General features: G+C 62.7%; 16 protein-coding genes. 6 read left to right on the top strand and 10 right to left on the bottom strand.

The features are described 5' to 3' along the window. The first annotated feature begins 62 nt into the window (after nucleotides 1-62). A complete protein-coding gene (locus ACLF6L_RS01705) occupies nucleotides 63-2,717 on the top strand; it encodes an EAL domain-containing protein (RefSeq protein WP_412852220.1) in 2,655 nt (884 codons plus the stop codon). Here ACLF6L_RS01705 and ACLF6L_RS01700 read toward each other — a convergent pair. Continuing rightward, nucleotides 2,712-3,380 carry a flagellar brake protein gene (locus ACLF6L_RS01700; protein WP_238617790.1) on the bottom strand — a complete coding sequence of 223 codons (669 nt, stop codon included), beginning with the start codon at nucleotides 3,378-3,380 and terminating at the stop codon, nucleotides 2,712-2,714. The genes ACLF6L_RS01705 and ACLF6L_RS01700 overlap by 6 nt on opposite strands. Nucleotides 3,381-3,771: 391 nt before the next feature. On the opposite strand from ACLF6L_RS01700, the gene ACLF6L_RS01695 reads away from it, so the two are divergent. Further along, complete coding sequence (locus ACLF6L_RS01695; protein ID WP_412852219.1) at nucleotides 3,772-6,198, top strand: EAL domain-containing protein; 2,427 nt, start codon at nucleotides 3,772-3,774, stop codon at nucleotides 6,196-6,198. Between the two features lie 27 nt (nucleotides 6,199-6,225). Here ACLF6L_RS01695 and ACLF6L_RS01690 read toward each other — a convergent pair whose 3' ends face one another. The 9 genes from ACLF6L_RS01690 to ACLF6L_RS01650 form a co-directional block, all read right to left on the bottom strand. Continuing rightward, on the bottom strand, nucleotides 6,226-6,423 hold the full coding sequence (locus tag ACLF6L_RS01690; protein ID WP_238617792.1) for a hypothetical protein: 198 nt from the start codon (nucleotides 6,421-6,423) through the stop codon (nucleotides 6,226-6,228). Next, nucleotides 6,420-7,010, bottom strand: a complete 591-nt coding sequence (locus tag ACLF6L_RS01685; protein WP_238617793.1) for an electron transport complex protein RnfA — start codon at nucleotides 7,008-7,010, stop codon at nucleotides 6,420-6,422. Before ACLF6L_RS01685 ends, ACLF6L_RS01690 begins: the two co-directional genes overlap by 4 nt. Continuing rightward, a complete protein-coding gene (rsxE, locus tag ACLF6L_RS01680; RefSeq protein ID WP_238617794.1) occupies nucleotides 7,000-7,659 on the bottom strand; it encodes an electron transport complex subunit RsxE in 660 nt (219 codons plus the stop codon). Before rsxE ends, ACLF6L_RS01685 begins: the two co-directional genes overlap by 11 nt. Nucleotides 7,660-7,661: 2 nt before the next feature. After that, nucleotides 7,662-8,354, bottom strand: coding sequence for an FMN-binding protein (locus ACLF6L_RS01675; RefSeq protein ID WP_238617795.1), 693 nt, complete (start codon nucleotides 8,352-8,354; stop codon nucleotides 7,662-7,664). Beyond that, nucleotides 8,351-9,373, bottom strand: a complete 1,023-nt coding sequence (locus ACLF6L_RS01670) for an RnfABCDGE type electron transport complex subunit D (RefSeq protein ID WP_238617796.1) — start codon at nucleotides 9,371-9,373, stop codon at nucleotides 8,351-8,353. Before ACLF6L_RS01670 ends, ACLF6L_RS01675 begins: the two co-directional genes overlap by 4 nt. After that, the gene (gene rsxC, locus ACLF6L_RS01665) at nucleotides 9,370-10,707 is read right to left on the bottom strand and encodes an electron transport complex subunit RsxC (RefSeq protein ID WP_412852218.1); all 1,338 of its coding nucleotides are present in this window, start codon (nucleotides 10,705-10,707) and stop codon (nucleotides 9,370-9,372) included. Before rsxC ends, ACLF6L_RS01670 begins: the two co-directional genes overlap by 4 nt. A gap of 2 nt (nucleotides 10,708-10,709) precedes the next feature. Continuing rightward, nucleotides 10,710-15,719, bottom strand: a complete 5,010-nt coding sequence (locus ACLF6L_RS01660; protein ID WP_412852217.1) for a 2-oxoacid:acceptor oxidoreductase family protein — start codon at nucleotides 15,717-15,719, stop codon at nucleotides 10,710-10,712. Nucleotides 15,720-15,850: 131 nt separating this feature from the next. Beyond that, nucleotides 15,851-16,702: an RnfABCDGE type electron transport complex subunit B gene (locus ACLF6L_RS01655; RefSeq protein WP_412852732.1), complete on the bottom strand. Its 852-nt coding sequence runs from the start codon at nucleotides 16,700-16,702 to the stop codon at nucleotides 15,851-15,853. A 395-nt stretch (nucleotides 16,703-17,097) separates the two neighbouring features. After that, entirely contained in the window at nucleotides 17,098-17,535 is a 438-nt protein-coding gene (locus ACLF6L_RS01650) for a DUF1841 family protein (RefSeq protein ID WP_238617799.1), read from the bottom strand. Nucleotides 17,536-17,699: 164 nt separating this feature from the next. On the opposite strand from ACLF6L_RS01650, the gene ACLF6L_RS01645 reads away from it, so the two are divergent. From ACLF6L_RS01645 to ACLF6L_RS01630, 4 genes are all read left to right on the top strand, one after another. After that, entirely contained in the window at nucleotides 17,700-18,251 is a 552-nt protein-coding gene (locus tag ACLF6L_RS01645; protein ID WP_238617800.1) for a YfiR family protein, read from the top strand. Continuing rightward, entirely contained in the window at nucleotides 18,248-20,614 is a 2,367-nt protein-coding gene (locus ACLF6L_RS01640) for an ATP-binding protein (RefSeq protein WP_412852216.1), read from the top strand. The genes ACLF6L_RS01645 and ACLF6L_RS01640 overlap by 4 nt, the downstream gene beginning before the upstream one ends. Continuing rightward, nucleotides 20,611-22,701: a putative bifunctional diguanylate cyclase/phosphodiesterase gene (locus ACLF6L_RS01635; protein WP_412852215.1), complete on the top strand. Its 2,091-nt coding sequence runs from the start codon at nucleotides 20,611-20,613 to the stop codon at nucleotides 22,699-22,701. The genes ACLF6L_RS01640 and ACLF6L_RS01635 overlap by 4 nt, the downstream gene beginning before the upstream one ends. An 89-nt stretch (nucleotides 22,702-22,790) precedes the next feature. Then, complete coding sequence (locus ACLF6L_RS01630; RefSeq protein ID WP_412852214.1) at nucleotides 22,791-24,812, top strand: TonB-dependent receptor plug domain-containing protein; 2,022 nt, start codon at nucleotides 22,791-22,793, stop codon at nucleotides 24,810-24,812. Nucleotides 24,813-24,822 lie beyond the last annotated feature (10 nt).

Below are 24,822 nucleotides of genomic sequence, written 5' to 3'. Positions count from 1 at the left end.
TCCCAGACCGGACCCGACACCGGGTACTCCGGTCGGTCAACCCGTCAGAGGGAGTCGTCCCGATGACCGAACTGGCCAGTCATATCGAAAAGACCCGCTACCTCTATGAGGGACTGCCCGCCACCGTGGCGGTCTCCATCGGCGCGGCCGCCATCCTGGCCCTGATTCATCTGCCGGTGCTGCCGGTCCCCATATTGCTGGGCTGGTTCTGCCTCATCCTGCTGGTTGCCCTGGTCCGGGGCGGACTGTGGCTGGCCTACCAGCGCACCGACACCCCCGAGCGCCCCGTCTGGCTCAGGTACTTCAGGGCCACCACCCTGGCCGCCGGCATCGGCTGGGGCATCGGCTGCGTCCTGCTCACCCAGTCCGGCGACTTGAGTTTTCAGGCCTTTCTGGCCTTCGCCATCGCCGGCATCACCGCCGGAGCCATCATTTCCCTGGCCACCGACCGGCTGTCCACCCTGTTCCTGGTCGGCCCCATGCTGGTGCCCCTGGCCATTGCCCTGCTGATGCAGGATGAACCCCTGTCCGTGATGGCCGGGCTGATTGTCTGCCTCTTCCTGCTGTTCGTCTTCGTCAGTGCGACCCGCATCCAGGCCAGTTTCAATGAGAACATCCGTCTGCGGATTCAGGCCGAGGCCCAACAGGCCACCATCCTGGACAATGAACTGCGCTGGCGCTTTGCCCTGGAGGGCAGTCATCAGGGCCTGTGGGACTGGAATACCGTCACCGGGCAGACCTATCACTCTCCCCGCTGGGCACTGATGCTGGGTCATGCGCCCGAGGAGGTACCGCCATCGATTGATGCCTGGAGGGAGCGCCTGCATCCCGATGACCGGGATCGGGTGATCAAGGATCTCCAGCGGCACCTGGACGGCCTGACATCAATGTATGAGTCGGAGTACCGACTGCGCTGCAAGGACGGTAGTTATCTCTGGGTTCTGGACCAGGGGCAGGTGATCAGCCGGGACGCACAGGGCGTACCCACACGGGTGATCGGCGTGCACAAAGACATCCATCGCCGCAAGGAGGCGGAAGCGGCGCTGGCTGAGAGTGAACGCTATAACCGCGCCCTGCTCGAAGCCATGCCGGACCTGATGTTCCGCCTGAGCCATGACGGACGTTATCTGGACTGGCATGCCGGTCAGAAAGGCCTCCTTTACAAATCCCCCGAGACCTTCCTGCACAAGAACGTGTCCGAAGTGCTGCCCCTGGAGATCGCCGTCCGCGTTCTGGACGCCATTCGGCGGGTCCTGGCGGAGGACCGCATGCATTTCGTGGAATACACGCTGGACGTATCCGGCGCCCGGCGCACCTTCGAGGCGCGCCTGGTGAAGCTCAATGACCGGGAGGTCATGGCGGTCATCCGGGATGTGACCGAACAGAAACAGGCCAGTGAGCGCATCGCGCAGATGGCCTTCTATGACACCCTGACCCGGCTGCCCAATCGTCGCATGCTGCTGGATCGACTCGACAAGGCCCTGGTTTCCTGCAGACGCAGCGGCCAGCACGGTGCCCTGCTGTTCATGGATCTGGACCGGTTCAAGGTCCTGAACGACACCTACGGACACGGCATGGGAGATCTGCTGCTGCAACAGGTCGGCGATCGCCTCAAGGCCTGCGTCAGGGAAGTGGACACCGTCGCTCGACTGGGCGGAGATGAATTCGTGGTGATGCTGGAAAATCTCGGGTTACGGGAAGAAGGCGCCATGAAGATGGCCAAGGAGATCGGCGACAAGATCTTCAAGACCATGAGCAGGCCCTATCTGCTCAAAACGCTGGAACACGTCGTCACCCCCAGCATCGGCATCAGCCTCTTCAACGGCCATACGGTCAGTACCGACGAAGTGCTGCAACAGGCCGACATGGCCATGTATGAGATGAAACGCCAGGGACGCAGTGGCACGCGCGTCTTCGAGCCCTCCATGCAGTCATCCCTGGAAACCCGCTCCGCCCTGGCCCATGAACTGCATCAGGCCATGGTCGATCGACAACTGACCCTTCATTACCAACCGCAATATGACCTCGATGGCCGTATCCGGGTAACGGAAGCCCTGTTGCGGTGGCAACATCCCCGCCGGGGCCTCATCAAGGCCGCTCAGGTGATATCGGTGGCGGAAGAATCGGGGCTGATCCTGTCCATCGGTCAATGGATCATGAAACAGGGCTTCCAGGATCTGAAACGCTGGTCCGAACATCGGGACTGGTCCAACGTGGTGCTGGCCATCAACCTGAGTCCCAGACAATTCCGTCAGCCAGGGCTGGAAGCCATAATCATGGACATGGTGGATGAAACCGGCGTCGATCCCCGACGCATCCGCCTGGAAATCAATGAAGAATGCCTGAACGGGGAAATGGGAGAGGCCATTGCCAGGATGCAGCGACTCAGGGCAAGGGGCCTGCGCTTTTCGCTGGATGATTTTGGGATCGGGAAACTGTCATTCGGGGATCTGCACCGATTGCCCCTGGACCAGATCAAGGTCCACGAAAGCTTCCTGCACCGGGCACTGGATCACGAGGATGATGCCTCCCTGATGCGGATGGCTCTGTCCCTGGGCGAGGGGCTTGGTCTGGAAGTGTTGGCCGAAGGCGTGGAAACCCCGGCGCAGAAGGCCTTTCTGGAGAAGATGGGATACCGTATCTTCCAAGGCTATCTGTTCGGACAGCCCATGAGCTGGGGGGAGCTGATGGGCCTGCCGACCTCCGAGTCGTCATGACCGCCGGGCGGCGTCGTACTGAAGCTCCATCAACAGTCGGTTCAGGGAACGATCCGCACTGGGGCTGAGATCCAGAAACAGCACGCCCAGCCTGAGCAGTGACCTGCCGTCCACCGGCTTGATGCTGCGGACTTCGGCGCGAAGATCCGACCACTGCTGGCCGCCGATGCGCAGCTCCCGGATCAGCACGGCATCGCCGACCTGGGGACACATCTCTTCCGACAAATCGCACTCCAGACACAAACCCTGGATGGAAAGGTCCGAAGGACGGCTTTCATGGACCAGGGTCTCTGCCACTTCCCCCGGCATCTCGCCGGTGGGCGGGTTCTGCCCATGTCGCTCCCGCACCCACAGAACATGGCTGTCCATGCCGCGGGGAATCTGCACCCTGAAGGCATTGCGACGTTGCTGGTAATCCAGTTCCTCGGGCCACCGACAGACCAGCACCGCCTCTCCCTCATGGCGATCAAGACCCATAAGATAGGTGTCAAAGCGCACCGGCACCCCCTGCAGAGCGCCTCTCACCGTCAGACGCACGCCCTCTTCAAGTCCCTTCACCAAGGTTTCATCGTTGGGAATGTCGAACAGCAACGCCTCACCCTCAAGATCCGACGCGATGATCTGCGTAAGCCCCTGCTGCTTGCGTTCCGGGGCATGCATCATGAGCAGCGCCCGACTCTGCTTCAGCGCGATAAAAATGCTGTTCTGGCGCTTTCTGTTACGGATGATCGTCGAGGAGTTCTGAGTCATTTGGCGGGAAAGGTTTGATTGAAATGGCTCAGGGGCCGAAGCGCCGGGATACGGCGGAGAATACCTGCCATCATCACTCAGGGGATCACTGCATTCTGAATGATTCGACCGGCCGAGATTCTACAGTATTTTCCTGCGGGCGACATTGAAGCCACCGGTCCCCGCCAACACGGACGTGTCATCGTGTTATGATCATCCGACCATGGAGTCTGCTTCCCAACATACCTCCAGCCACCTGAAATGGACTTGATTCAGGTCCCGGCTACCTAGAGCCCGCGAGATCACCCGAGTCATCTCCACATCCATGAGCCAGTCCCCCCAGTCTCCGGCCGACAAGCCATCCACCGAACACACCCCGGCAACCCTCCACGCACCCAACCCCCATCACTTCGAACAGATGGTGGAACAGGCCTCCGATGCCATCCTGCTGCTGAACGCCCAGGGTGTCATTCAGTATGCCAACCAGGCGGCGGCCCACCTGTTCGGGTGCCCCCTTGAGCGACTGCGTGGAGAAACCTTCGGTTTCGTGGTGGCCCCCGACGAACCCACCGAGATCGAGATCGCCCATGCCACCCGGGGCATGCTGTCCGCCGATCTGCGGGCCGTTCCCATGCGCATGGAAGGCTGGGAAGTCTCCGTGGTCTATCTGCGGGACGTCACGGAACGCAAGGAAAGGCTCCGGGATCAGTTGCGTCTTCAGGAAGCCATCAAGGGCGGGCGCATCGGCCTGTTTGACTGGGACCTACAGACCGGCGAGGTGTACTACTCGCAGGAATGGAAGACGCAACTGGGCTACGCCCAGGAAGAGATCGGCAGCGATTACGCCTCCTGGTGGACATTGCTGCATCCCGATGACCGGGAAGCCACGGAAAAGCAGGTGGCCGAGTACCTGAAATGCGCCGATGGACGACGCTATGTCATGGAGTTTCGCATGCGCCACAAGGATGGTTCCTACCGCTGGATACTGGCCCAGGGCTCGCTGATCCATGGGCCGGACGGTCGACCGTCACACATGGTGGGCTCACACCTGGACATCACCGAACGCCGCCGCACCGAAGGGCATCTGCAACGCCTGGCCTTTGCCGTGGATCAGAGTCCGAGCATCGTCGTCATCACCGACCCGGACGGCGCCATCCAGTACGTCAACCGGCGTTTCTGCGAGGTCACGGGGTTTGCCCCGGAGGAAATGCTGGGCGTCAACGCCCGCGCCCTGGCCCAGACGCCCACCGAGGAAATAATCCAGCAGAACCTCGCGTTCACCCTGCGACAGGGGCATACCTGGGAAGGTGAATTCCGCAACCGCAAGAAATCGGGGGAAACCTACTGGGAACAGGCCCGCATCTACCCGGTGCGCGACGAGGACGGCACCATCGTCCAGTACATCAAGCTCGCGGAAGACATCACCGACCGCAAGCAGCTCACGGATCGACTGGACTTCCTGGCCTTCCATGACACGCTCACCGGGCTGCCCAACCGAAGTCTCATGATGGATCGCCTGGGCCAGGCCCTGGTTCAGGCCCGCCGGGACAGGACCCTGCTCGCCGTCGCCTTTCTGGACCTGGACGATTTCAAGACCGTCAACGACTCCCTCGGCCACGGACAGGGAGACCAGTTACTGCGCATGGTGGCCGAGCGTCTGAAGGGGCTGCTGCGCGAAGGCGATACGGTGGCGCGCTTTGGCGGCGACGAATTCATCCTGATGCTGACCCAACTCCAGGCCCCCCGGGATGTGATACCCGTGGTGGAAAAGCTGCAGATGGCCTTTACCCAGCCCATTACGTTGGGTCAGATCCCGCTGGTCACCGGCTTCAGCATCGGCCTGGCCATGTACCCCACCGACAGCCATCGTGCCGAAGACCTGATCCGACACGCGGATATCGCCCTGTCACGGGCCAAGGCACAGGGACCGCGCAGCTATCACTTCTATACCCGCGACCTGGACGAACAACTCCATGAGCGCATGCAACTGGAACAGGCCATGCGACGGGGTCTGGAACGGGGACAATTCCTGCTTCACTATCAACCCCGCATGGACATGCGGGACAACCGCATGCTCAGCATGGAAGCCCTGATCCGCTGGCAACATCCGGACTGGGGGATGGTGATGCCCGGCAGGTTCATTCCCCTGGCGGAAGAGACCGGACTGATCATTGAATTGGGGTCCGAGGTGCTCAGACAGGCCTGCCTGCAGCTCAAGTCCTGGCAGTCCAGTGGACGTCCCCTGTTGCCCCTGGCCATCAACCTGTCTCCCAGGGAGTTCCATCAAACGGATCTGCTGGAACGGATCATGGGGATCATGGAGGAGTATGAGGTGGACACCCGGCTGATCGAATTCGAGATCACCGAAAGCGCCGCCATGAGTTCGGTGGAACAGACCATCGACATCCTGTCCCAGTTGACCCGCATGGGCTTTCGCATCTCCATCGACGACTTCGGCACCGCCTATTCCTCCCTGAACTATCTCAAGCGCCTGCCGGTACAGAGCCTGAAGATCGATCAGTCCTTCGTCAAGGATCTGGCGAACGATCCCGCCGCCCATCCGGAAGATGCCGCCATCATCCGGGCCATCATCGGCCTGGCCGGAAACCTGGGACTTGAGGTCATTGCCGAGGGGGTGGAGACCACCGCCCAGCGGGACTTCCTGCTGAAACACGGCTGTCCGGTGGGGCAGGGTTACCTGTTCAGTCGCCCGGTGGCGGCGGCCGAGATCGAGACCCGGTTTACCGCCTGAGTTCCGTGGGCCCGCGGGCGGGGTGGTTCACCGGGTGTCGCGCGCGTCCCGGGCCTTGTCGCAAGGGGAGCCGCAGCCGCACTGTCCCGTGCCGCAACCGCCCCCCTCCCGAAACGGACCCAGCTCCGGGTGACGCCGGGCCAGGCGGCGGGCCGCCGCCTGTACCAGCACCCAGCCGGTGAACATCAGGAAGATCAGGCCCACCGCCAGCAGATAGGTCTTCATGCGGTGCCGCCGCCCAGCCCCGCAAAGCCCATGAAGGCCAGGGACAGGATACCCGCCAGCATCAGGCTCATGGCCGCGCCCCGGGCGATGGCCGGCACATCCGCCAGTTCCAGCTTCTCCCGCAGCCCCGCCATCAGCACGATGGCGATGATGAAGCCCGCGCCGGCTCCCAGGCTGTACACCAGGGACTGGCTGAAACTGTACTCGTAGTTGGTCTGGAACAGGGCCACACCCAGGATGGCGCAGTTGGTGGTGATCAGGGGCAGGAAGATCCCCAACGCCCGGTACAGGGGCGGACTGAACTTCTTGATGGTCATCTCCACCAACTGCACCGCCGAGGCGATCACCGCGATATAGGCGATCAGGCGCAAAAACTCCAGGTTGAAGTGCAGCAGGAATTCATTGATCAACCAGGCCGACACCGAGCTGATCAGCATCACGAAAGCCGTGGCCAGCCCCATGGAAAAGGCCGTGCTGATCTTGCCGGATACCCCCAGCAAGGGGCAGATCCCCAGAAACAGGGCCAGCACGAAGTTGTTGATGATGGCCGCATTCAGAAAGATGTAGGTCAGTGAATCAGCGTGCATGGACACCCGCCTCCCCGGCGCCGGCCGTCTTCTGTTTGAGCTGCCGTTCCTTGACCCAGGCGAACAGGAGCAACCAGGCCCCCAGGACAAAGAAGCCACCCGGCGGCAGCAGCATGATGACCCAGGGCTCGAAGCCTTCGCCGAACACCGGGATGCCCAGCAGGGTACCGGCCCCGAGCAGTTCACGCACAGACCCCAGACACAACAGGGCAATGGTGAAGCCGACCCCCATGCCCAGGGAATTCACCAGGGTGGTGCTCACCCGGTTGCGGGAGGCAAACGCCTCGGCCCGGCCCAGGATCATGCAGTTGGCCACGATGAGCTGGATGAAGGCACCCAGCGCCTGATAGATCTCCAGGCTGATGGCATGAATCAGGTAGTCCACCACGGTCACGAAAGTGGCGATGATCACGATGTAGGAGGCAATGCGCACCTCCTTGGGGATGTGCCGCCGCAGCAGCGCCACCAGAGCGGTGGAGCACAACAGCACGAAGGTGGTGGCCAACCCCATGGCCAGGGCATTGACCACGGAGTTGGTCACCGCCAGCACCGGACACATGCCCAGCAGCATGACGAACACCGGATTCTCCCGCCATAGACCGATCAGGAAGGTATCCAGACTGATGGGTTTTTCGGTATTGGCCGCCATGTTCAGGCGCCTCCTTCAAGCAGGGTCCAGTACGGCGCCAGTTGTGGCAGTACCGTACCGGCACTGTCATTCAGCATGCGTCCGATGGCATTGGCGGAAATGGTGGCCCCAGTGATGCCGTCGATCTGCCAGGGATGTTCCTTGTCACCCTGCTTCACCGTAACGATGGCATTGGCCAGGCCGGTACCAGCCGGGTTGAGGCGAGCATCCAGACGCTCGAAGTTGGCCACGAACCGGGCATCGGTCTCGATCTTGTCGCCCAGGCCGGGGGTTTCCCGGGTTTCCAGCACGGTCATGCCGACAATGCACTGACAGGAGGGGTCATAGCCGTAGAGGACGCGGATCACATCCGCATAGCCGCGGGCCGAGGCCTGCAGTGCAATGCCCCGCAGGTTCCCCTCGGCATCGTAGGCGGCAAACACCCGCTGTCCCGGGGCTGGTGCCTCCGCCGCCGGGAACAGACCCTGGGCGGTGAGCACGAAGTCCTGGCGGGTCACCGCGCCGGGCACCACCCGGAAGACCGCGGCCTCCAGGGCACGACGCTGGTTTTCCGCAATATAGGGCTTGGTGAACTCGAACACGCTCACCACCAGCAACCCCGAGAACAGGGCGATCAGACCCAGGGTGGCCACCAGCTTGAAGCTGGAGGTGGGTGCCGGGCGTTCCGCGGCAGTGGTCTGGGGAGTCGTGCTCATGCCGCGTCCCTCCGCTTGCGAGTACCGTAGGGCCTGGGCTGGGTGATGCGCTCGATCAACGGCGCCATGGCGTTACCCAGCAGGATGGCGTACATGATCCCCTCCGGCAGACCACCGAAGAAGCGGATGATCACCGCCAGGAAGCCGATCAGGATGCCGTAGATCCAGATACCGGAACGGGTGATGGGCGAGGCGATCATGTCACTGGCCATGAACATGGCCCCCAGCATCAGGCCGCCGGACAGCAGCACGAACCAGGGTGTGGGGTAAAACGTGGGATCCATCCAGTAGAACACCGAGGCGGTGACGAAGGCGCTGCCCAGCACCGCTGCCGGGATGCGCCAGTTCATCATGCCCCGGGCGATCAGATAGAGGCCGCAGAGCAGGATGAGGATGGCGGAAGTCTCGCCCACGGAGCCCGGCGTCATGCCGGTGAACAAGGACCATGTCTCCACATGGACACCTTCGAACTTCCACTGGGCCAGCGGCGTAGCCGTGGTCCAGGCATCCACCGGCGCCGGCGTGGTGAAGGGCATGGCCAGGGTGGATGGCAGGAATTCGGTGAACCGATCCGGATGACCCGGCACCGTCCAGGTGGAGACGGAGACCGGAAAGGCGGCCTGGGCAAACGCCCGCCCCACCAGGGCCGGGTTGAACAGGTTGTAGCCCATGCCGCCGAACATCACCTTGGCCAGGGCGATGCCGATGAAACCGGACAGGGCCGCCATCCACAGGGGGAAGGATGGCGGCAGGGTCAGGGCCAGCAACAAGCCGGTGATGACGGCGCTGAAATCGGACACGCTGCTGCGCTTGCCGGAGAGCTTGGCGAACAAGTGCTCGGTCAGCACGCAGGTCACCACGGTGGTGATGATCAGTGCCAGGGCACTGATGCCGAAGTGATAGACCGAGAAGGCGCAGATGGGCAAAAGGGCGTAGGTCACGTGGCGCATGATCTGCTCCACGCTGCCCGCCTGCTTCAAGTGCGGCGAGGTCTTGAGTTCGATTTTCAGCGGGGTCACTTGAGGCGCTCCCGGTTCAGGGACTTGGCGATGCGAAAGTACTGCACCAGGGGGATGTTGGAAGGACAGACATAGCTGCAGCAACCACACTCGAAGCAGTCATTGAGATGGTAGCGCTCCTCCATCACCTCGTACCGGCGAACCGCGGCCAGCTTGCCCAGATCGGAGGGGTTCAGGCCCACGGGACAGGCCTCCACGCAACGGCCGCAGCGGATGCAGGGCTGGATGCGAATGTCCTCGTCCTCCGGGTCGGGCAACACCACCACGCCGGACACCCCCTTGGTGATGGGCACGTCCAGGGACGAGACGGTATTACCCATCATGGGTCCGCCCAGGATGATGTGGCTGGCGTCATTGCCCGTGAACCCCACGTGCTGGAGCAGATAGCGCAGCGGAGTCCCGATGGGCACCCGGTAATTCCCCGGACGGGTAATGCCGGGACCGGCCACGGTCACCACCCGCTCCACCAGGCCCTCGCCCCGGGGCAACAGCGTCCCCAATTGGGCCATGGTGCCCACATTGTTGACCACCACACCGATGTGATACGGGAAATGCCCGGAAGGGACTTCCCGCTTGAGCAGGGCCTTGATGAGCATCTTCTCCGAGCCCTGGGGGTATTTGCTCCGAACCTTGCCCACGGTGATGGGGCCTTCCTTGTCCAGCCGGGCCTGGAGGGCCGCGATGGCATCGGGTTTGTCATCCTCCACACCGATGACGGCGCGGGTGGCACCCAAAGCCTTCATGGCGATGCGAATACCGGCGATGACGGCATCGGTCTGCTCCAGCATGATGCGGTGATCGGCGCTGAGATAAGGCTCGCACTCGCACCCGTTGACCACCAGGGTATCGATATCGTACCCATCCGGCACCGACAGTTTCATGTGAGTCGGGAAGGCCGCCCCACCCTGCCCCACCAGGCCGATCTCCTGGATGGCCTGGATCAGCTGTGGGCGATTGAGCCGTTCCAGATCCCGGGGCCGGGCCCAGTGGATGGCCTGGCTGTCGCCGGGCGCGGTACGGATCAGGATGGATTCGGTCTTGGGTCCCCGGGATGTGGCCATGAGTTCGATCCCCTCCACCACCCCGGTCACCGGGGCATGCAGGGGCACGGACTCGAAACCATCCGCCTCGGCAATGGGCTGTCCCCGCAGCACTTCCTGATGCTTGACCACCAGGGGCCGGGCAGGCCGGCCGAAATGCTGCTGCAGGGGCACCACCATGCGGGGCGCAAAGGGCAACCGACGAATGGGCTTGTCACGGGTGTCTTCCTTCAGCCCGGGGGGATGAACCCCCCGGGGGAAGGTGAGCCCCGTCAGAAATGACAGGAGGCCCATGGTCAGTTGAACTTCATGGCCCGCTTCATCAGCTTTTCAGCGTCGGGCTCGTTGGGGTTGAAGGGGGTGCCCGGATGCACCGCCATCACGGTGCACTTCTCGGCGGCCCGCACGATGTCCTTGTACGGCGCCCCCTGGGGGTTGGTCACCACCGCCTGGCGGTTGTCATCGTAGGCGAACACGCCGGGAGCGATCTGCACGCACTCGTCACAGGCGGTGCATTCGGTAGTCTCCACCCAGACCGGCTCGTATTCCAGTCCATTGCCCTGGGCGGCATGACCGTTGCCGTTGCTGCCATTGACCGGCGCCGCCGACACGGCGGGTGCCGGTGCCGCCGGGGCGGCAGGAATCACCACCGGTGCGGGCGCCGGTGCCTGCAGGGTATCCGCCAGCTTCGCGGCGCCCTCGCCGCTGACCAGGGACAGCAGGGCACTGGAGAGACGCTGGGCCATGTCGGCACGGGTCTGGGCCGCCACGGCGTCCACATCCACCACCTCGTGATCCAGTCCCAACAACCCCTTGAGCTGATGCCAGAATTCCAGTCGTTCCTCGGCGGAACGCACCAGTTCCTCGGACACCAGCACCCGGGTCAGGCGGTTCTTGGCATCCACGGCCCAGACATAGGGGAAGCGACCTTCCCGCTCGTCCTCGGACAGCTTCAGGAACTCAGCCATGGGGACCATGTCGTCGTTCCAGGTCTCCACCGGCGCCTTGCGGAAGTGCTTGCGGAAGCGACCTTCGGTCAGGGCGAAGTCGGCAAAGGTCATGGGCAGTTCCATGGTGGCCTCGCCGCCGTCCTCTTCCTGATACTTCAGGGTGTAGGTGGGCCAGTCCTGATCGATGGCCGGGTTGCCTTCCAGGGTGCAGCACTCACGGAAGGTCACGCCCTTGTCCGGGTTGTAGCGGAACAACGGATAGGCACGGGACTCCACCGCCAGCTTGGACTGGGCGAAGGCCACATCGTCACCCACCCCATGCTCCGGCGGACACACGGCATAGACGTTGAACAGGGCCGGACGACGGGCGTTGAGGCCCTCGATGAAGCTCTCCAGCAGGTGGGTCACATGGGAGATGGCGCCCTGCATCACGTAGCTGGTACGGTGGGCCAGGCCGATCAGGCTGATCTCCTTGCGGATCTCCTCCTTGCCCTTCCAGGCCTTGCCGTAGGGAGCCATGTCGGACACCTGGCTGATGAAGCCGGAGGTACAGGCCTGGCCGCCGGTGTTGGAGTACACCTGGGTATCCACCACCAGCACCTTGATGGGCATGCCGGACATCAGGGCGCGGGACAGGTTCTGGAAGCCGATGTCGTACATGGCGCCGTCACCACCGATCCCCACCACCGGCGGGCAGAGGTGGAATTCCTCGTCGCTGAACTGCTCCCAGTTGAACTGGGCGAAGAAGGGCTCATGCTCCACCGGGTTGTAGGTACCGGCCAGCTCCAGCTCCGCCATGCGGATGGCCTTGAAGCCCTCTGCCATCTTGGCCATGTGACCTTCGAAGATGCCCATGGCCATGGACGGGGTGTCCTGGAACAGATGGCTGGCCCATGGGAACGGATACGGGCTGTAGGGGAAGGTGGAACCCCACACGGAGGTGCAGCCGGTGGCGTTGATGACACCCATCTCGGTACGGCCACGACCGGAAGGCCCTTCCAGATAACGCCACCGCAGGTCCTTGAGCTTGGCCAGCACGCCGGTGATCCACTGCAGCCAGTCCGGATCGACGGTGTGGCTGCCGCCGGCATCCAGGGCGGTGGACAGGCGGGCCAGGGTCAGATCCTTGTCGGCATGCTCGCCGATCACCTGGTTGACGGCCTGGACATTGGACAGATCCATGCCTTCGGCCAGCTTCAGGCGCACATGCTGTTCCAGCCGGCCGATGAGATCATCCAGCTTCTTGAGCTGAGCCTTGACGCGGGGCTGCATCAGGGCGGTCACGGTGGCCGTGAACAGATGCACGGTGGTCTTTTCGCCGCAACCCAGGCAGGCGGAATCGCCGCAGTTCAGGGAACCGTAGGCCTTCTTGTCCAGCAGCAGGGTTTCCAGGGCGCCGATGCCCTCGTCCAGATCTTCGATGCGGATGTAGTCCGGACGGGTGGTGGGCAGATCCATCCAGAAATCCCAGTTGCGGCGCATGGTGTCCACGCTTTCCGGGGTCTGGGGGGTCACCACCAGGGCCTGGTCCTCACAGATGCGCACGCATTCCATGCAGCCCTTGCAGGTGTAGGGGTTGAGGGTCAAGGAGAACAGACCGCCGCTACCCTTGGCACGCTTTTCCATGGCGCTGAAGAAGGGACGGGTGGCGGCGAACTGGAAGTCGCCGATGGACTCCTTGAGCCAGCCCAGTTCCTTTTCCAGACGGCTCTTGTCATCACCCTGCAGGTCGGTTTCGGCCAGCAGATGGGTGATGGCAAAGTCCAGCTCGGCGCGCACGTCGGCACCGTCGCCGGCCTGGGTCAGGGCATTGCGCAGACGTTTTTCCAGGTCACGCACGGCACGGCGCAGGTGACGGGTGGGCTTGCCGCCGATCTCGATACGGCGCACGGCGGTTTCGAACACCTCGCCCAGGGTGTGGACCAGGCCGGGGATGGCGCTGTCGGGGCAAACGGTGTAGCAGTCGCCGCAGGCAGTGCACTTCTCCGGCAGCCACTCCGGATAATCGAAGCGGATCTGGGTCATGTCGCGGAAGATGCCGGTGGAGGCCGGGATCAGGGACATGCCGATGAAGGGGTCCACCAGATTGTCATTACCCTGGCCGGAGAGATAGAAGCTGCCGGTCTGCTCCCAGAAGCGATGGATGTCGCCGGAGGCACTCAGGGACTGAGGCATGCGCTTGAGCATCACCGGCATTTCCGGTGCACTGCGATCCGCCAGGGCCGGCAGGTTGTCGGTGGTGGGCTGCTTCTCGGTGACTTCCACCAGTTCCTCGAAACCACGCCGCACCACGCGCAGGTTGTCCTGCACCACACGGGCGCCCTTGCTGCCGAACTTCTCCTGCAACTGCTCTTCGATGGCCTTGAACAGGGTCTGCTCGGTGAGGTTCTTGCGCTGCATCACCGGGGAAGCGGCGAAGAAGGCACCCTGGAAGGCGATGCCCTGCATGCGGAACTGCAGATCGGCGTTGGAGGCTTCGTCGCGAGCGATCTTGAAGGCGTCCAGATAGAAGACGCGGATCTCGTTGTCACGGATATAGCGCTGGGCGGCCGGCGGGAAACTGCGCCATACCGCTTCCGGGTTCTCCAGGGAAGACTGGATGATGAACACGCCACCCTTGTTCAGACCGGACAGGGGATCGGAGTGATCGAACACATTGGGATCGGGGGACAGCACCACGTCCACCTGCTTGAGCTCGTTGCTGATGCGGATGGGCTCCGGCGCCGCGGCGAGGTAGTAGGTGGTGGGCTGCCCCTTTTTCTCGGAACCGTACTTGGGGTTGGCCTTGATGTGAAAGTCCAGCAGGTCGAACAGGGTCATGGCCAGGTTCTTGCCGGTGGTCATGGCACCCCAGCCGCCCACGGAGTGCAGGCGCACGGCGATGGCGCCCTCGGGCATCAGGCTCGGATTCTCGGAACCCCGCAGGGCCATGCTCTTGATGTTGGGATAGGCCTCCAGCAGGGCCTGCTGGTGCAGTTCCTGCTTGGGACTGGCGGCCTGGTCGCGGATGAAATCCACCGACAGATAGAAGAAGGTGCGCTTGCCGCCCTCGGGCAGCATGTTCTCCACGGCGGCGATCAGCCCTTCGGGCTGCAGGTCGCGGGAACCCAGGCCGAAGGCACCGGAGTACAGGCGAGGAATGTCGCCGTTGCGATCAAAGGCCGGATAGTCGGGATACGGCAGGGCCTCGCCCTTGCCGGCCAGACCGTTCTCGATGGCCTTGCCCAGGGCGGCGCGGGTCTCGCGCATCAGCGGCAGGTCTTCCGCCAGAGGCTGGTCGGTGCGCTCCAGCACGGCCACGCCCTTGCGGCCCTTGAGCAGGGCGGCCAGCAGATTGCCGGGGAAGGGACGGAACATGGTGATGTTCACCACGCCCAGCTTGATGCCCCGGGTTTCGCGCAGGTAATCGGCCACGGCCTCGGCGGTGGCCACCATGCTGCCCTGCCCCACGATCAGGTACTCGGCATCGTCGGTGCGATAGCCGGAGGCACGGGCATAGCGACGGCCGGTGAGCTGATAGAACTCTTCCATGCACTGATCGGTGAGTTCGGCCACATGGTCGTAGAAGTAGGGCCGCTGGGCCGCCACCTGCTGCATGTAGGCGTCCTGGTTCTGCAGGGCACCGGACACCATGGGGTTGTCCACGTCCCAGGTGGCCGGGATGCGGCGTCGCTTCTCGCCGAAGATCATCTTCTGGGCCGGGGTCGGGCACTCGATCATGTCATCGGGACGGCCCAGGAACTCGGCGATCAGTTCCCGCTCCGGTACCTTCATGGACTCGATCAGGTGGGTGGTGAGGAAGCCGTCCTGACCGACGATCCCGGGGTTCAGAGCCAGCTCGGCCACCTTGTGGGCGATGATGTTCAGGTCCGCCGCTTCCTGGGCATTCTTGGCGAATACCTGGAAGAAGCCGGTGTCGTCCACGCAGTGGTAGTCATCGTGGGAGGCGTGCACGTTCAGCGCCGCCTTGGTGATGGCACGGCAACCGATATTAAGGATATAGGGTAGACGCTTGCCGGCGGCGGCGTACAGGGACTCGTGCATGAAGGCCACGCCCTGGGCCGAGGAGAAGTTGATCGCCCGCATGCCGGTCATGGCCAGACCGGCGGTGACGGCAGCGGCGGCATGCTCGGATTCCGGCTCGATGAACACCAGGGAACGGCCGGAGATGTTGATGTGCCCCTTGGACACCTCTTCCGCCCACATCTCGCCCATCTGGGTGGACGGGGTGATGGGGTAGGCCCCCGCCGCATCGGAAGACTCACGCTCGCAATAGATGACGGCGGTATTGCCGTCCAGGGCCGCGCGGGTACCCTGATACTTGAAGCCCTGCGATGACTTGCGCTTGAACAGCATGTCGTTTCTCTCCTGCCGGCTCGCTGGCCGTCACGTTTTTGTAATCGGTATCTGCGCCTTCCATGCGGGGATGCCAAAGGGCCGGTCGACGCCATGTCGACCGGCGAGCCCTGGTGCTGCCGTGCGTGCGGTCAGACGCGCGGCAGGGGCTCCATGCGAGGCAGTGGTTCCTTGCGGGTGACTTTGCGGGCGCCCGAACCCTTGCGGGGCGCCTGCCCTTCCAGCCAGACAATGGCCCCCGTGGGGCAGCGCTGGATGGCCACGGGGGAGGCCAGGGCATTCTTGGTGTAATCAATGACGGCCAGGTTGGACTCCATCCGGATCAGCCCCTCCGGCGCATCGGCGGCGCAGCGACCGCAGGCGGTGCAGACCACCTGGCAGTGGGCCATGGCCTCATCCTGAGGATCCTGGTTGAGACAGGCCACCCAGAGACGATGACTCTCCGGCTGCAGGCTGAACAGGTCCTTCGGGCAGACATCCACGCAGTCGCCGCAGCCGGTGCAACGCACCGGATCCACCACCGGCAGGCCGTAGCGGTCCAGGCGGATGGCATCGAAATCACAGACCACCTCGCAATCCCCCAGCCCCAGGCAACCCCAGGTGCAGCCCTTGCCGCCGCCGGAAACCAGGGCGGCGGCACGACAGGACTTGAGGCCCTGATAACGGGCACGGGTGGCGGCCACGTGGGAACCACCGGCGCAGGCCAGGCGGGCAATCTGCCGCTCGTGGCTGCCCAGGGCCACACCCAGCATGTCGGCAATCTGCTGGTTCATGTCGGTGGAGTTCACCGTGCAGCGGGCCGGCTCCAGACGGCCTTCCAGCAGGGCCTCGGCAAACGGGCGACAGCCGGCCACGCCGCAGGCACCGCAGTTGGCGCGCGGCAACAGGTCTTCCAGCTGGTCGATGCGCGGGTCCTCGAAGACGTAGAGCCGTCGATTGGCAATGGCCAGAATGCCGGCCAGGAGTATGCCCAGACCAGCCATGAAACCGCTTGCCAGCGCTATTTGCAGGATCGGAGAAGTCACGGTGAACACATTTCTTAGTGAATAACCAGGCTTTTGTGCAGTGAACAATTGATGACAAAACGTACCTTGCGGCGCTGACGGGGTCAAGCGGATTAAAGACCAAAGGCGATGAAAAATCGCTTTTTCGGCAGGGGATTTGCGAATTCACAAGGATTAGAAGGATATTCCGGAACCAGTCATGAGCGCCATAAACTCAGTTTCTACAGGGAGATAGAGCGTGACCGGTTCTCATTCGCCCGTGCCGCCCCCGGATTCGGACAGTCAGCCGCCGTCGCCGGGCACGGGCCGAGAACTCACATGACGCGCGGAAAAATTGTCTACATCCGACCCCGCCGGGCGACCGGGTGGCGGCGTCATACCCCCTGGGTGGAGACGCGGCGAAGGCATTCCAGATAGGCGGCCTCATCAGGCGGCCGCCCCGACCGCTGGGCCTCCCACAACGCCTGTCCCAGGCAGTCCATCATGGCGTGCTCCGCCTCCAGGGGACCGAGCCGGGGCAGCAGGCGCTCGTAGGCCGCGCGAACCCCGTGGGGGCGATCCGTGGCCACTTGATCCCGGATGGCCAGATGCATGCCCATGTGCAGAAAGGGATTGACCGCACCCTGCTCCGGCGTGAACTCTGCCGCCAAGGCGGCTTCCGGCGCCTCCAGCATGGCCTGATACTCCGGATGATCCCGAACCACCCTGGCGATTTGCTGTTCCAACGGCTGCAAGGGTTCCCCGGCCCGGGATTTTCTCCAGGCCTGACAATACATCTGTCTGAGCTGCTCTCGGCTCTGGCTGGCAAACATGGCTGGAATCCGGTGTAAGTAAGGAGGGGGTCAAGCCTATCGCCCCGACCGAGAGCAGACAAGCAAGCCGCCTTAGCCTACACTCATGACGGCTGCCGCACTCGATAACACTTGGCGAGGCGGGCCTTTTCAACCCTGATCCTGGACGATGCACACGGAGAGACATGCGGTCACACAAGGGTGAGGCGCGGCAGATGGGAATACTCACCCGGTCGCTGTGCCTTCTGTGTTTCTTTTTTTGCCTACCCATACCCGGCACGTCAGCCCCCCCGTCCGAGTACCAGCTCAAGGCCGCCTTTCTTTACAACTTTGCCCTGTTCACCGAATGGCCCGACCAGGTCGGAGACACCCTTTACCTCTGCATCCATGGCCGCGACCCCTTCGGTGAGGACCTGGCCAAGCTCGATCACAGACAGGTGGGGACACGCACGATCCTCACCCGCCACACCCTGACGCTGAACGAAGTTCAAAGCTGCCACATGGTGTTCATCAGCAATACCGCCATCGGCCAACTTTCCCGGATACTGGAAGCCTTGGAAGGCATACCCGTGCTGACGGTGGCCGATACCCCGGGCGCCATGCGTCAGGGTGTGGCGCTCAACATGGTCAGGCAGCATAACCGGATTGCCTTTGAAGCCAATCTGACGGCGGCACGGGCACAAGGCCTGAACCTGAGTTCCAGGCTGCTTCGCCTGGCGACGGAGGTGGAACAATGAAACCCACCTCATCGACCGGCAACCGCCCTCTTACCCTGGCGGAACGGCTGCGCCGCATCAATGGTGCGGCCCTGGGAATCTCAATCACGATCATGGTCGTGATCACCATCCTCGGCGCCCTGACCGTCAATCTCCTCAGTCTGGTGGATGCCAACCGCGTCCAGACCCGGGTTCTGGCGGAAAACGCCGCCGCCAGCCTGTTGTTCGGTGACGAAAAGGCCGCGCTTGACCTGCTGGCCTCCCTGCGCCACTCCCCCGATGCTCGGGCGGCAGTGATCTACGACGGGGATGGCCGTCCCTTCGCCCGCTATCAGTCCACCACCGCTATCCGGATCAATGATCAGGTCAGGCTGCGGGAATACACGGACTATGGGCTGACCACGGTCAGGCTGACCCAACCAATTACGATGGAAGGCAGAACGCTGGGGGCGATTCAGATCGCCATCGGCCTGCGATCACTCTATGCGCAGATGCTGGTGCTGATCCTGATCACCGCACTGGCCGCCGCGCTTGCCCTGCTGGCCAGCCGAATGCTGATGACCCGCCTGGGAACGCTGGTGATCCGGCCGGTTGCGGATCTGACCGAACTGATGGGACGTGTCACCCAGGACGCGGACCTCGGTGTTCGGGCCGGTGATGCCGACCTTCTGGAAATCAACACCCTGGCACGGGGCTTCAACGGCATGCTGGAGGAAATCCAGGAACGGGACCGGCGGCTTGGTCGGCAAAAGGAACATCTGGAAGAGGAGGTGGCGACCCGAACCTTCGAGTTGCTCCAGGCCAAGGAAGCGGCCGAGGCCGCCAACCGGGCAAAGGGCGAATTTCTCGCCACCATGAGCCATGAGATCAGAACCCCGATGAACGGGGTGCTGGGCCTGACCGAGCTGCTGCTTAACACACCACTGGATGCCAGGCAACGCCGCTATGCTGAAACCGCCATCCAGGCCAGTCGCCAGCTACTGAGCATTATTGACGACATCCTGGACTTCTCCAAGGCCGAATCCGGCCACATGCATCTGGAGTTGCTGGACTTCGAACTCACCGCGCTGGTCCGGGATTGCGTGAAGCTGTTCCATGAGTCGGCAGCAGGGAAAGGCCTGAAACTGTCGATGGACTTCTCGCCGGCGGATCGGCCGCTATGGTTTCAGGGCGATCCATTAAGGCTGCGACAAGTGGTGACCAACCTGCTGAGCAATGCCATCAAGTTCACCCATCAGGGCGAGGTTCAGGTCCGTGTCGAGGTCGACAGGGTATCCGGGCAGGCGGACACGATTGTTCTCATGGTGAAGGATACCGGCATCGGGATCGCAGCCGAGGCCAGGGAAAAGATCTTCGATCGGTTCGCCCAGGCGGATGGATCGACCACGCGGCGTTACGGGGGCACCGGCCTGGGACTCGCCATCAGCAACCGTCTGGTGGAGCTCATGGGGGGCAGCCTCAGCATGCAAAGCACCCCTGGACAAGGCTCGACATTTATTGTCCACTTGAAGCTGCAGGCAAGCGACGGGCCCGCCGTCTCGGAACACCTCCCCGATGGGATAGCGCCGGCTCGGGACAGTCACGACATCGGGACGCTGGCTGGTCGCATCCTGCTGGTGGAAGACAACCCGGTCAATCAGCTGGTCGCCGGCAGCATGCTGGAACAACTGGGACTCAGGTACAGCATTGCCAATAATGGAAAAGAGGCGCTGTCCATGCTGGATGCAATCAAGGCGGATCTGATCCTGATGGATTGCCGGATGCCGGTGATGGACGGCTATCAGGCCACCGCGGCGATACGCCGGGGACGGGTATCGGGTTACCGGGATGTACCCATCATCGCACTAACCGCCAACACGTCGAAGCAGGAGCAGCAGCACTGCCTGGCCGCAGGCATGCAGGCCTGCCTGTCAAAACCCCATACCCTCCGGCAACTCCACGACATCCTGCAACCATGGCTTCCCGCCGGCGGCGGCCCTGCCATGGGCGGCGCGGAGGCAGCACTTTCCCCGGAGTCGCCTGATGACGGTCCTCTCCTTGACCCGCGGACCCTTGCCGAACTGCGGAGCCTGAATGAATCCACGGGCCATCATCTGCTCATCAAGGTGTTTCAGGCCTTTCTGGACACCGCCCCCTCGCTGGCAGAACAGATCAAGACCGCCGTGGCGGCGGAAGATGCCGAGTCGTTACGCCGCGCCGCACACGCATTGAAATCCAGCTCGGGCAATGTCGGCGCCATGCGCCTTGCAAACATCTGCCGACAACTGGAGGCCTGCGCCCGCGACCAGCGCATGGATGCCGCGGGCAGACTGCTGGGAGAGTTCCAGCCGCTCTCGCACGCGACTCTGGATGAGATCAGTCATCGTATCCGGGCGGCAACATGAACGAGATGCCTCGGATTCTCCTGGCTGATGATGACATCACTGCACTCATGCTGATGGGTGCCGCCCTGGAAAAGGCCGGCTTCACCACGTTCAGCGTGCAGGATGGGGCGGAGGCCCTGACCGCGTTTGAACAGACACGCTGCGACATGGTGCTACTGGATGTGGACATGCCCCGCATGGACGGCTTCCAGGCCTGTATCCACCTGCGTCGGCAGGCCGGTGATGAGTTGCCGATCGTCATGGTCACCGGCATGGATGACCTGGACTCCATCGCACGGGCCTTCGAGGCGGGTGCCACGGACTTCCTTTCCAAGCCCATCCACTGGAACCTCATCGGACACCGGGTGAAATACCTGTGGCGTGCCCATCTGACACGACTTGCCCTGCATCGGGCCAATGCCCGCAACGCGGCCATCCTGAGCGCGTTGCCGGACATCATGTTCCGTCTCACCAATGACGGCATGGTACTGGACAGGCTGGCCGGTCAGGATGACCATACCCACCCCCAGCCCGGCACCCACCTGCAACACAATCTGCCCACCGAGGTTACCCAGGCCTATCTGGACGCAGTCAGGCAGGTGCGCGCGGAAGGGGGATTGCAACATATCGAATACACGCTCCCGGGGAAGGATCAGTCCTCCCGCTACTTCGAAACCCGGATCGTGCTCATCGACAGCCAGGAAACGCTCTGTCTGGTTCGTGACATCACGGCGCGCAAGGAAGCCGACTCCGAGATATACCGGCTGGCCTACTTCGATACCCTGACAGGGCTGGCAAACCGCCAACATCTCATAGAAAGACTGGAGGGCGAGATTCGCCGCGCCAGCGGCAACCACAGTCAGCTTGGGGTGCTGTTCCTGGACCTGGATGGATTCAAGCACATCAACGACACCCTCGGCCACGCCACCGGTGACATGCTGCTGCAACATGCCTCCCAGCGCCTGCGACTGGGCGTCCGCCCCACTGATACGGTATCCCGCCCATCGCATGAATCCCGGGGGATGAATCTGGCGCGCCTCGGCGGTGACGAATTTACCGTGATCATTCCGGACATGATCCACCCCGAAGATGCCCTGACGGTGGCCCATCGGATACAGGAACTCATGCGCCAGCCCTTCTTCATCACGGGACGGGAAATGGTGCTGACCGCCAGTATCGGTATCGCCGTGTATCCGGATGATGGCGAGGATGCCGATACCCTGATCAAGCATGCGGATACCGCCATGTATCATGCCAAGTATCTGGGACGAGACAACATTCAGTTTTACAGCCCGTCCCTCACGCATCAGGCCATGCGGCGTCTGAACATGGAAACGGCACTGCGTCGCGCCCTGGAAGCCCAGGAGTTTTATCTCGTCTATCAGCCTCAACTGGACTTGAGCACGGGGCGGATCCTGTCGGTGGAAGCCCTGATCCGCTGGGCACATCCCCAGCAGGGCATGATCTCGCCGATGGAATTCATTCCCCTGGCTGAAAGCAATGGGCTGATCATCCCCATCGGTGAGTGGGTGTTGAGAACGGCATGCCGGGAAGTCGCGCACTGGCATGCCCGGGGACATCCCCTGCGGGTTGCGGTCAATCTTTCCCCGGCACAGTTCAGACACGGCGTCCTGACGGACATCGTTCGGGATATCCTTCAGGACACCGGCCTGAAGGCCGCTCATCTGGAAATGGAAATCACGGAAAGCACCCTGATGGACGAAAGCGCCACCACCCTGCAGACCCTGCGCGAGCTACATGAAATGGGCCTGAAGATTTCCCTGGATGATTTCGGCACCGGCTATTCATCCATGAGCTACCTCAAGCGACTCCCCCTGCATAATCTCAAGGTGGATCGCAGTTTCGTCAGCGGCCTGCCCCATGACACGGAGAGCCTGGCCATCATAAAAGCCATCATTTCCCTGGGGGAAAGCCTGGGTTTCACGGTGACCGCCGAGGGAGTCGAAACCCTGGCGCAGGCGGAAATACTGAAACAGCAATCCTGCCATGCCCTGCAGGGATATTATTTCAGCCAACCCGTATCGTCGGATCGGATTCTTGCACTACTGGACAAGCACAAGAAAAACGACGGGCCGGCCTCGATCTGAGGCAAGCCGCAATCCGAGGCCGACAGCGGCATCATTCACCGAGTGAGCGCATCATGGACAGACCGGCAAACCCAAGACGAATGCCCTCCATGGTACTCCCCGTCTTGATGCTCGGCTGTGTCCTGCCGCCCTCCCAGGCCGCGGCCATCGAACACTTTCTGGAACTGTCCCTGGAAGATCTCCTCCAGCAGGAAGTCATCTCCGTCAGCCGTCGATCCCAGCGTCTGTCCGATGTCGCCGCCGCCGTGCATGTCATCACGGCCGAAGACATCCGCCGCTCGGGAGCCCGTTCCCTACCGGAAGCACTGCGACTGTCCCCGGGGGTGGACGTTGCTCGCGTCAGCGAGGATCGCTGGGCCGTTTCCATTCGCAGTCACACGGAGTATCTGTCCAACAAGCTCATGGTGCTGGTGGATGGACGCAACGCCTACAGCCCGAGTTTCTCCGGCGTACTGTGGAATACCCTGCAGATCCCTCTTGAAAACATCGACCGCATTGAAGTCATCCGAGGCCCCGGAGGCGCGGTCTGGGGCGTGAATGCCGTCAACGGGGTCATCAATATCATCACCCGCTCCTCACACGCCGCTCACGGCACCCTGGTCAGCGCGGGCTTCGGCAACGATACCGGTCTGTTCGCCCTGTTGAGGCAGGGCGGCCCCTGGGGAGAAGACCGGAGTTTCAACGTGTATCTGCAAACCCGGGAGGGCCGCGACTCCCTGACCGAGACCGGCGATGATCACCATGATCGGTCGGATCATCTGTCCGCCGGTTTCCGCCTGGATGGAGGACAGACAGGCGACAATTGGATGATGGCGGGGAGTCTGTTTCGAGCCGACTCGGATGGTATCGGCGTTGTCCGTGACCCGCTCTCCCCACCCACCTACCGGCGGGTGGAAACCATCACCGACCGCTTCTCCGGCGTGGATCTGCAGGGGGAGCTGATCCGGCAGACCTCGGAACATTCAGAGATCAGGTTCAATGCCTCCTGGAGTTACTCCGACGTGGAGGCGATCATGCTGGCGGATCAGCAACAGCACATCGTCGACCTGGAGTTCCAGCAGCGCCTGGATGTTCCCGACCGGCATGCCATCACCTGGGGGGCCGGCTATCGCTGGTACGACGACAGCATCTCCGGCGGTCTGACCACCCGCTTTGATCGGCCCCGGGAAACACTCCATATCGCCAGCCTGTTTGCACAAAATGAAATCCTGCTGAATCAGGGGCTGCGCCTGAGTCTGGGCGGCCGCCTTGATCACAACAGCTACACGAGCACGGAATTCCAGCCGACGATCCGCATGTTGTGGAACGTGACACCCCGGCACAGTCTCTGGACATCCCTGTCCCGTGCCAAACGCATCCCATCCCGGGGCGAGCGCACGGCGGACTATATCCTGACGGTGGCCCGTCCGGGTCAGTTCCGGCTCGATCGACCGGTGGATGACGCCCTGGCAAACCTGCCGATACAGGGTGAGGTGCGCGGCAACGATGCCTACGGCTCGGAACGTCTGACGGCCTTCGAAGCAGGTTACCGCGGCCACCCCTCTCCCGGTCTCTACCTGGATCTGACCGCTTTCGTGCATCGCTATGACAATCTCAGGTCAGCAACGACGGTGACGGACCCTGACATGCTGTTGATGGGTGAAAACGATGCCTATCTGATCGCCCCCACCCAATTCATCAATCGCGGAGAACTCACCGTCACGGGGGTGGAACTATCGGGTGACTGGCGTGCCGGTGAAGCCCTGCGTTTCCAGCTTGCCTACAGCTTCAACGATATCGGTGAATTCACCGGCGGCGATCGCCTGTTTTCCAGCTTCATCCCCAGGCATATCGCATCCTTGCGCAGCGCATGGAACATCGGTCACCAGATGGACATGGACCTCTGGATCAGGCACGTGGACAGGCGCCACCAGCCTTTTCTCCCCCCCCTGGACGCGTATACCACGATGGACCTGAGACTGGCCTGGCGACCGGAGAGGCAACTGGAACTGGCCCTGGTAGCCCAGAATCTGCTGGATTCCGAACGCACGGAATATTATTCCCTGACCCCCACCTTCCTGCCGACCCAGACCCGTCGCGGTTTCTATGGACAAATCAGGCTGAGTTTCTGAAATGTTCAAA

It is taken from the genome of Ectothiorhodospira shaposhnikovii, from assembly GCF_047222355.1.
Lineage (GTDB): Bacteria > Pseudomonadota > Gammaproteobacteria > Ectothiorhodospirales > Ectothiorhodospiraceae > Ectothiorhodospira.
The sequence above is the reverse complement of the archived record's forward strand: the minus strand, read 5'-3'. Positions and strand labels throughout refer to the sequence as shown.

Bases quoted from the DNA above. Each gene is read 5' to 3' on its own strand.
- ACLF6L_RS01675 (WP_238617795.1), bottom strand. From the start codon at position 8,354: ATGAGCACGACTCCCCAGACCACTGCCGCGGAACGCCCGGCACCCACC.
- ACLF6L_RS01700 (WP_238617790.1), bottom strand. From the start codon at position 3,380: ATGATGCATGCCCCGGAACGCAAGCAGCAGGGGCTTACGCAGATCATC.
- ACLF6L_RS01705 (WP_412852220.1), top strand. From the start codon at position 63: ATGACCGAACTGGCCAGTCATATCGAAAAGACCCGCTACCTCTATGAG.
- ACLF6L_RS01635 (WP_412852215.1), top strand. From the start codon at position 20,611: ATGAACGAGATGCCTCGGATTCTCCTGGCTGATGATGACATCACTGCA.
- ACLF6L_RS01640 (WP_412852216.1), top strand. From the start codon at position 18,248: ATGAAACCCACCTCATCGACCGGCAACCGCCCTCTTACCCTGGCGGAA.
- ACLF6L_RS01695 (WP_412852219.1), top strand. From the start codon at position 3,772: ATGAGCCAGTCCCCCCAGTCTCCGGCCGACAAGCCATCCACCGAACAC.
- rsxC (WP_412852218.1), bottom strand. From the start codon at position 10,707: ATGGGCCTCCTGTCATTTCTGACGGGGCTCACCTTCCCCCGGGGGGTT.
- ACLF6L_RS01650 (WP_238617799.1), bottom strand. From the start codon at position 17,535: ATGTTTGCCAGCCAGAGCCGAGAGCAGCTCAGACAGATGTATTGTCAG.
- ACLF6L_RS01630 (WP_412852214.1), top strand. From the start codon at position 22,791: ATGGTACTCCCCGTCTTGATGCTCGGCTGTGTCCTGCCGCCCTCCCAG.
- ACLF6L_RS01660 (WP_412852217.1), bottom strand. From the start codon at position 15,719: ATGCTGTTCAAGCGCAAGTCATCGCAGGGCTTCAAGTATCAGGGTACC.
- ACLF6L_RS01645 (WP_238617800.1), top strand. From the start codon at position 17,700: ATGCGGTCACACAAGGGTGAGGCGCGGCAGATGGGAATACTCACCCGG.
- ACLF6L_RS01685 (WP_238617793.1), bottom strand. From the start codon at position 7,010: ATGCACGCTGATTCACTGACCTACATCTTTCTGAATGCGGCCATCATC.
- ACLF6L_RS01690 (WP_238617792.1), bottom strand. From the start codon at position 6,423: ATGAAGACCTATCTGCTGGCGGTGGGCCTGATCTTCCTGATGTTCACC.
- rsxE (WP_238617794.1), bottom strand. From the start codon at position 7,659: ATGGCGGCCAATACCGAAAAACCCATCAGTCTGGATACCTTCCTGATC.
- ACLF6L_RS01655 (WP_412852732.1), bottom strand. From the start codon at position 16,702: ATGGCTGGTCTGGGCATACTCCTGGCCGGCATTCTGGCCATTGCCAAT.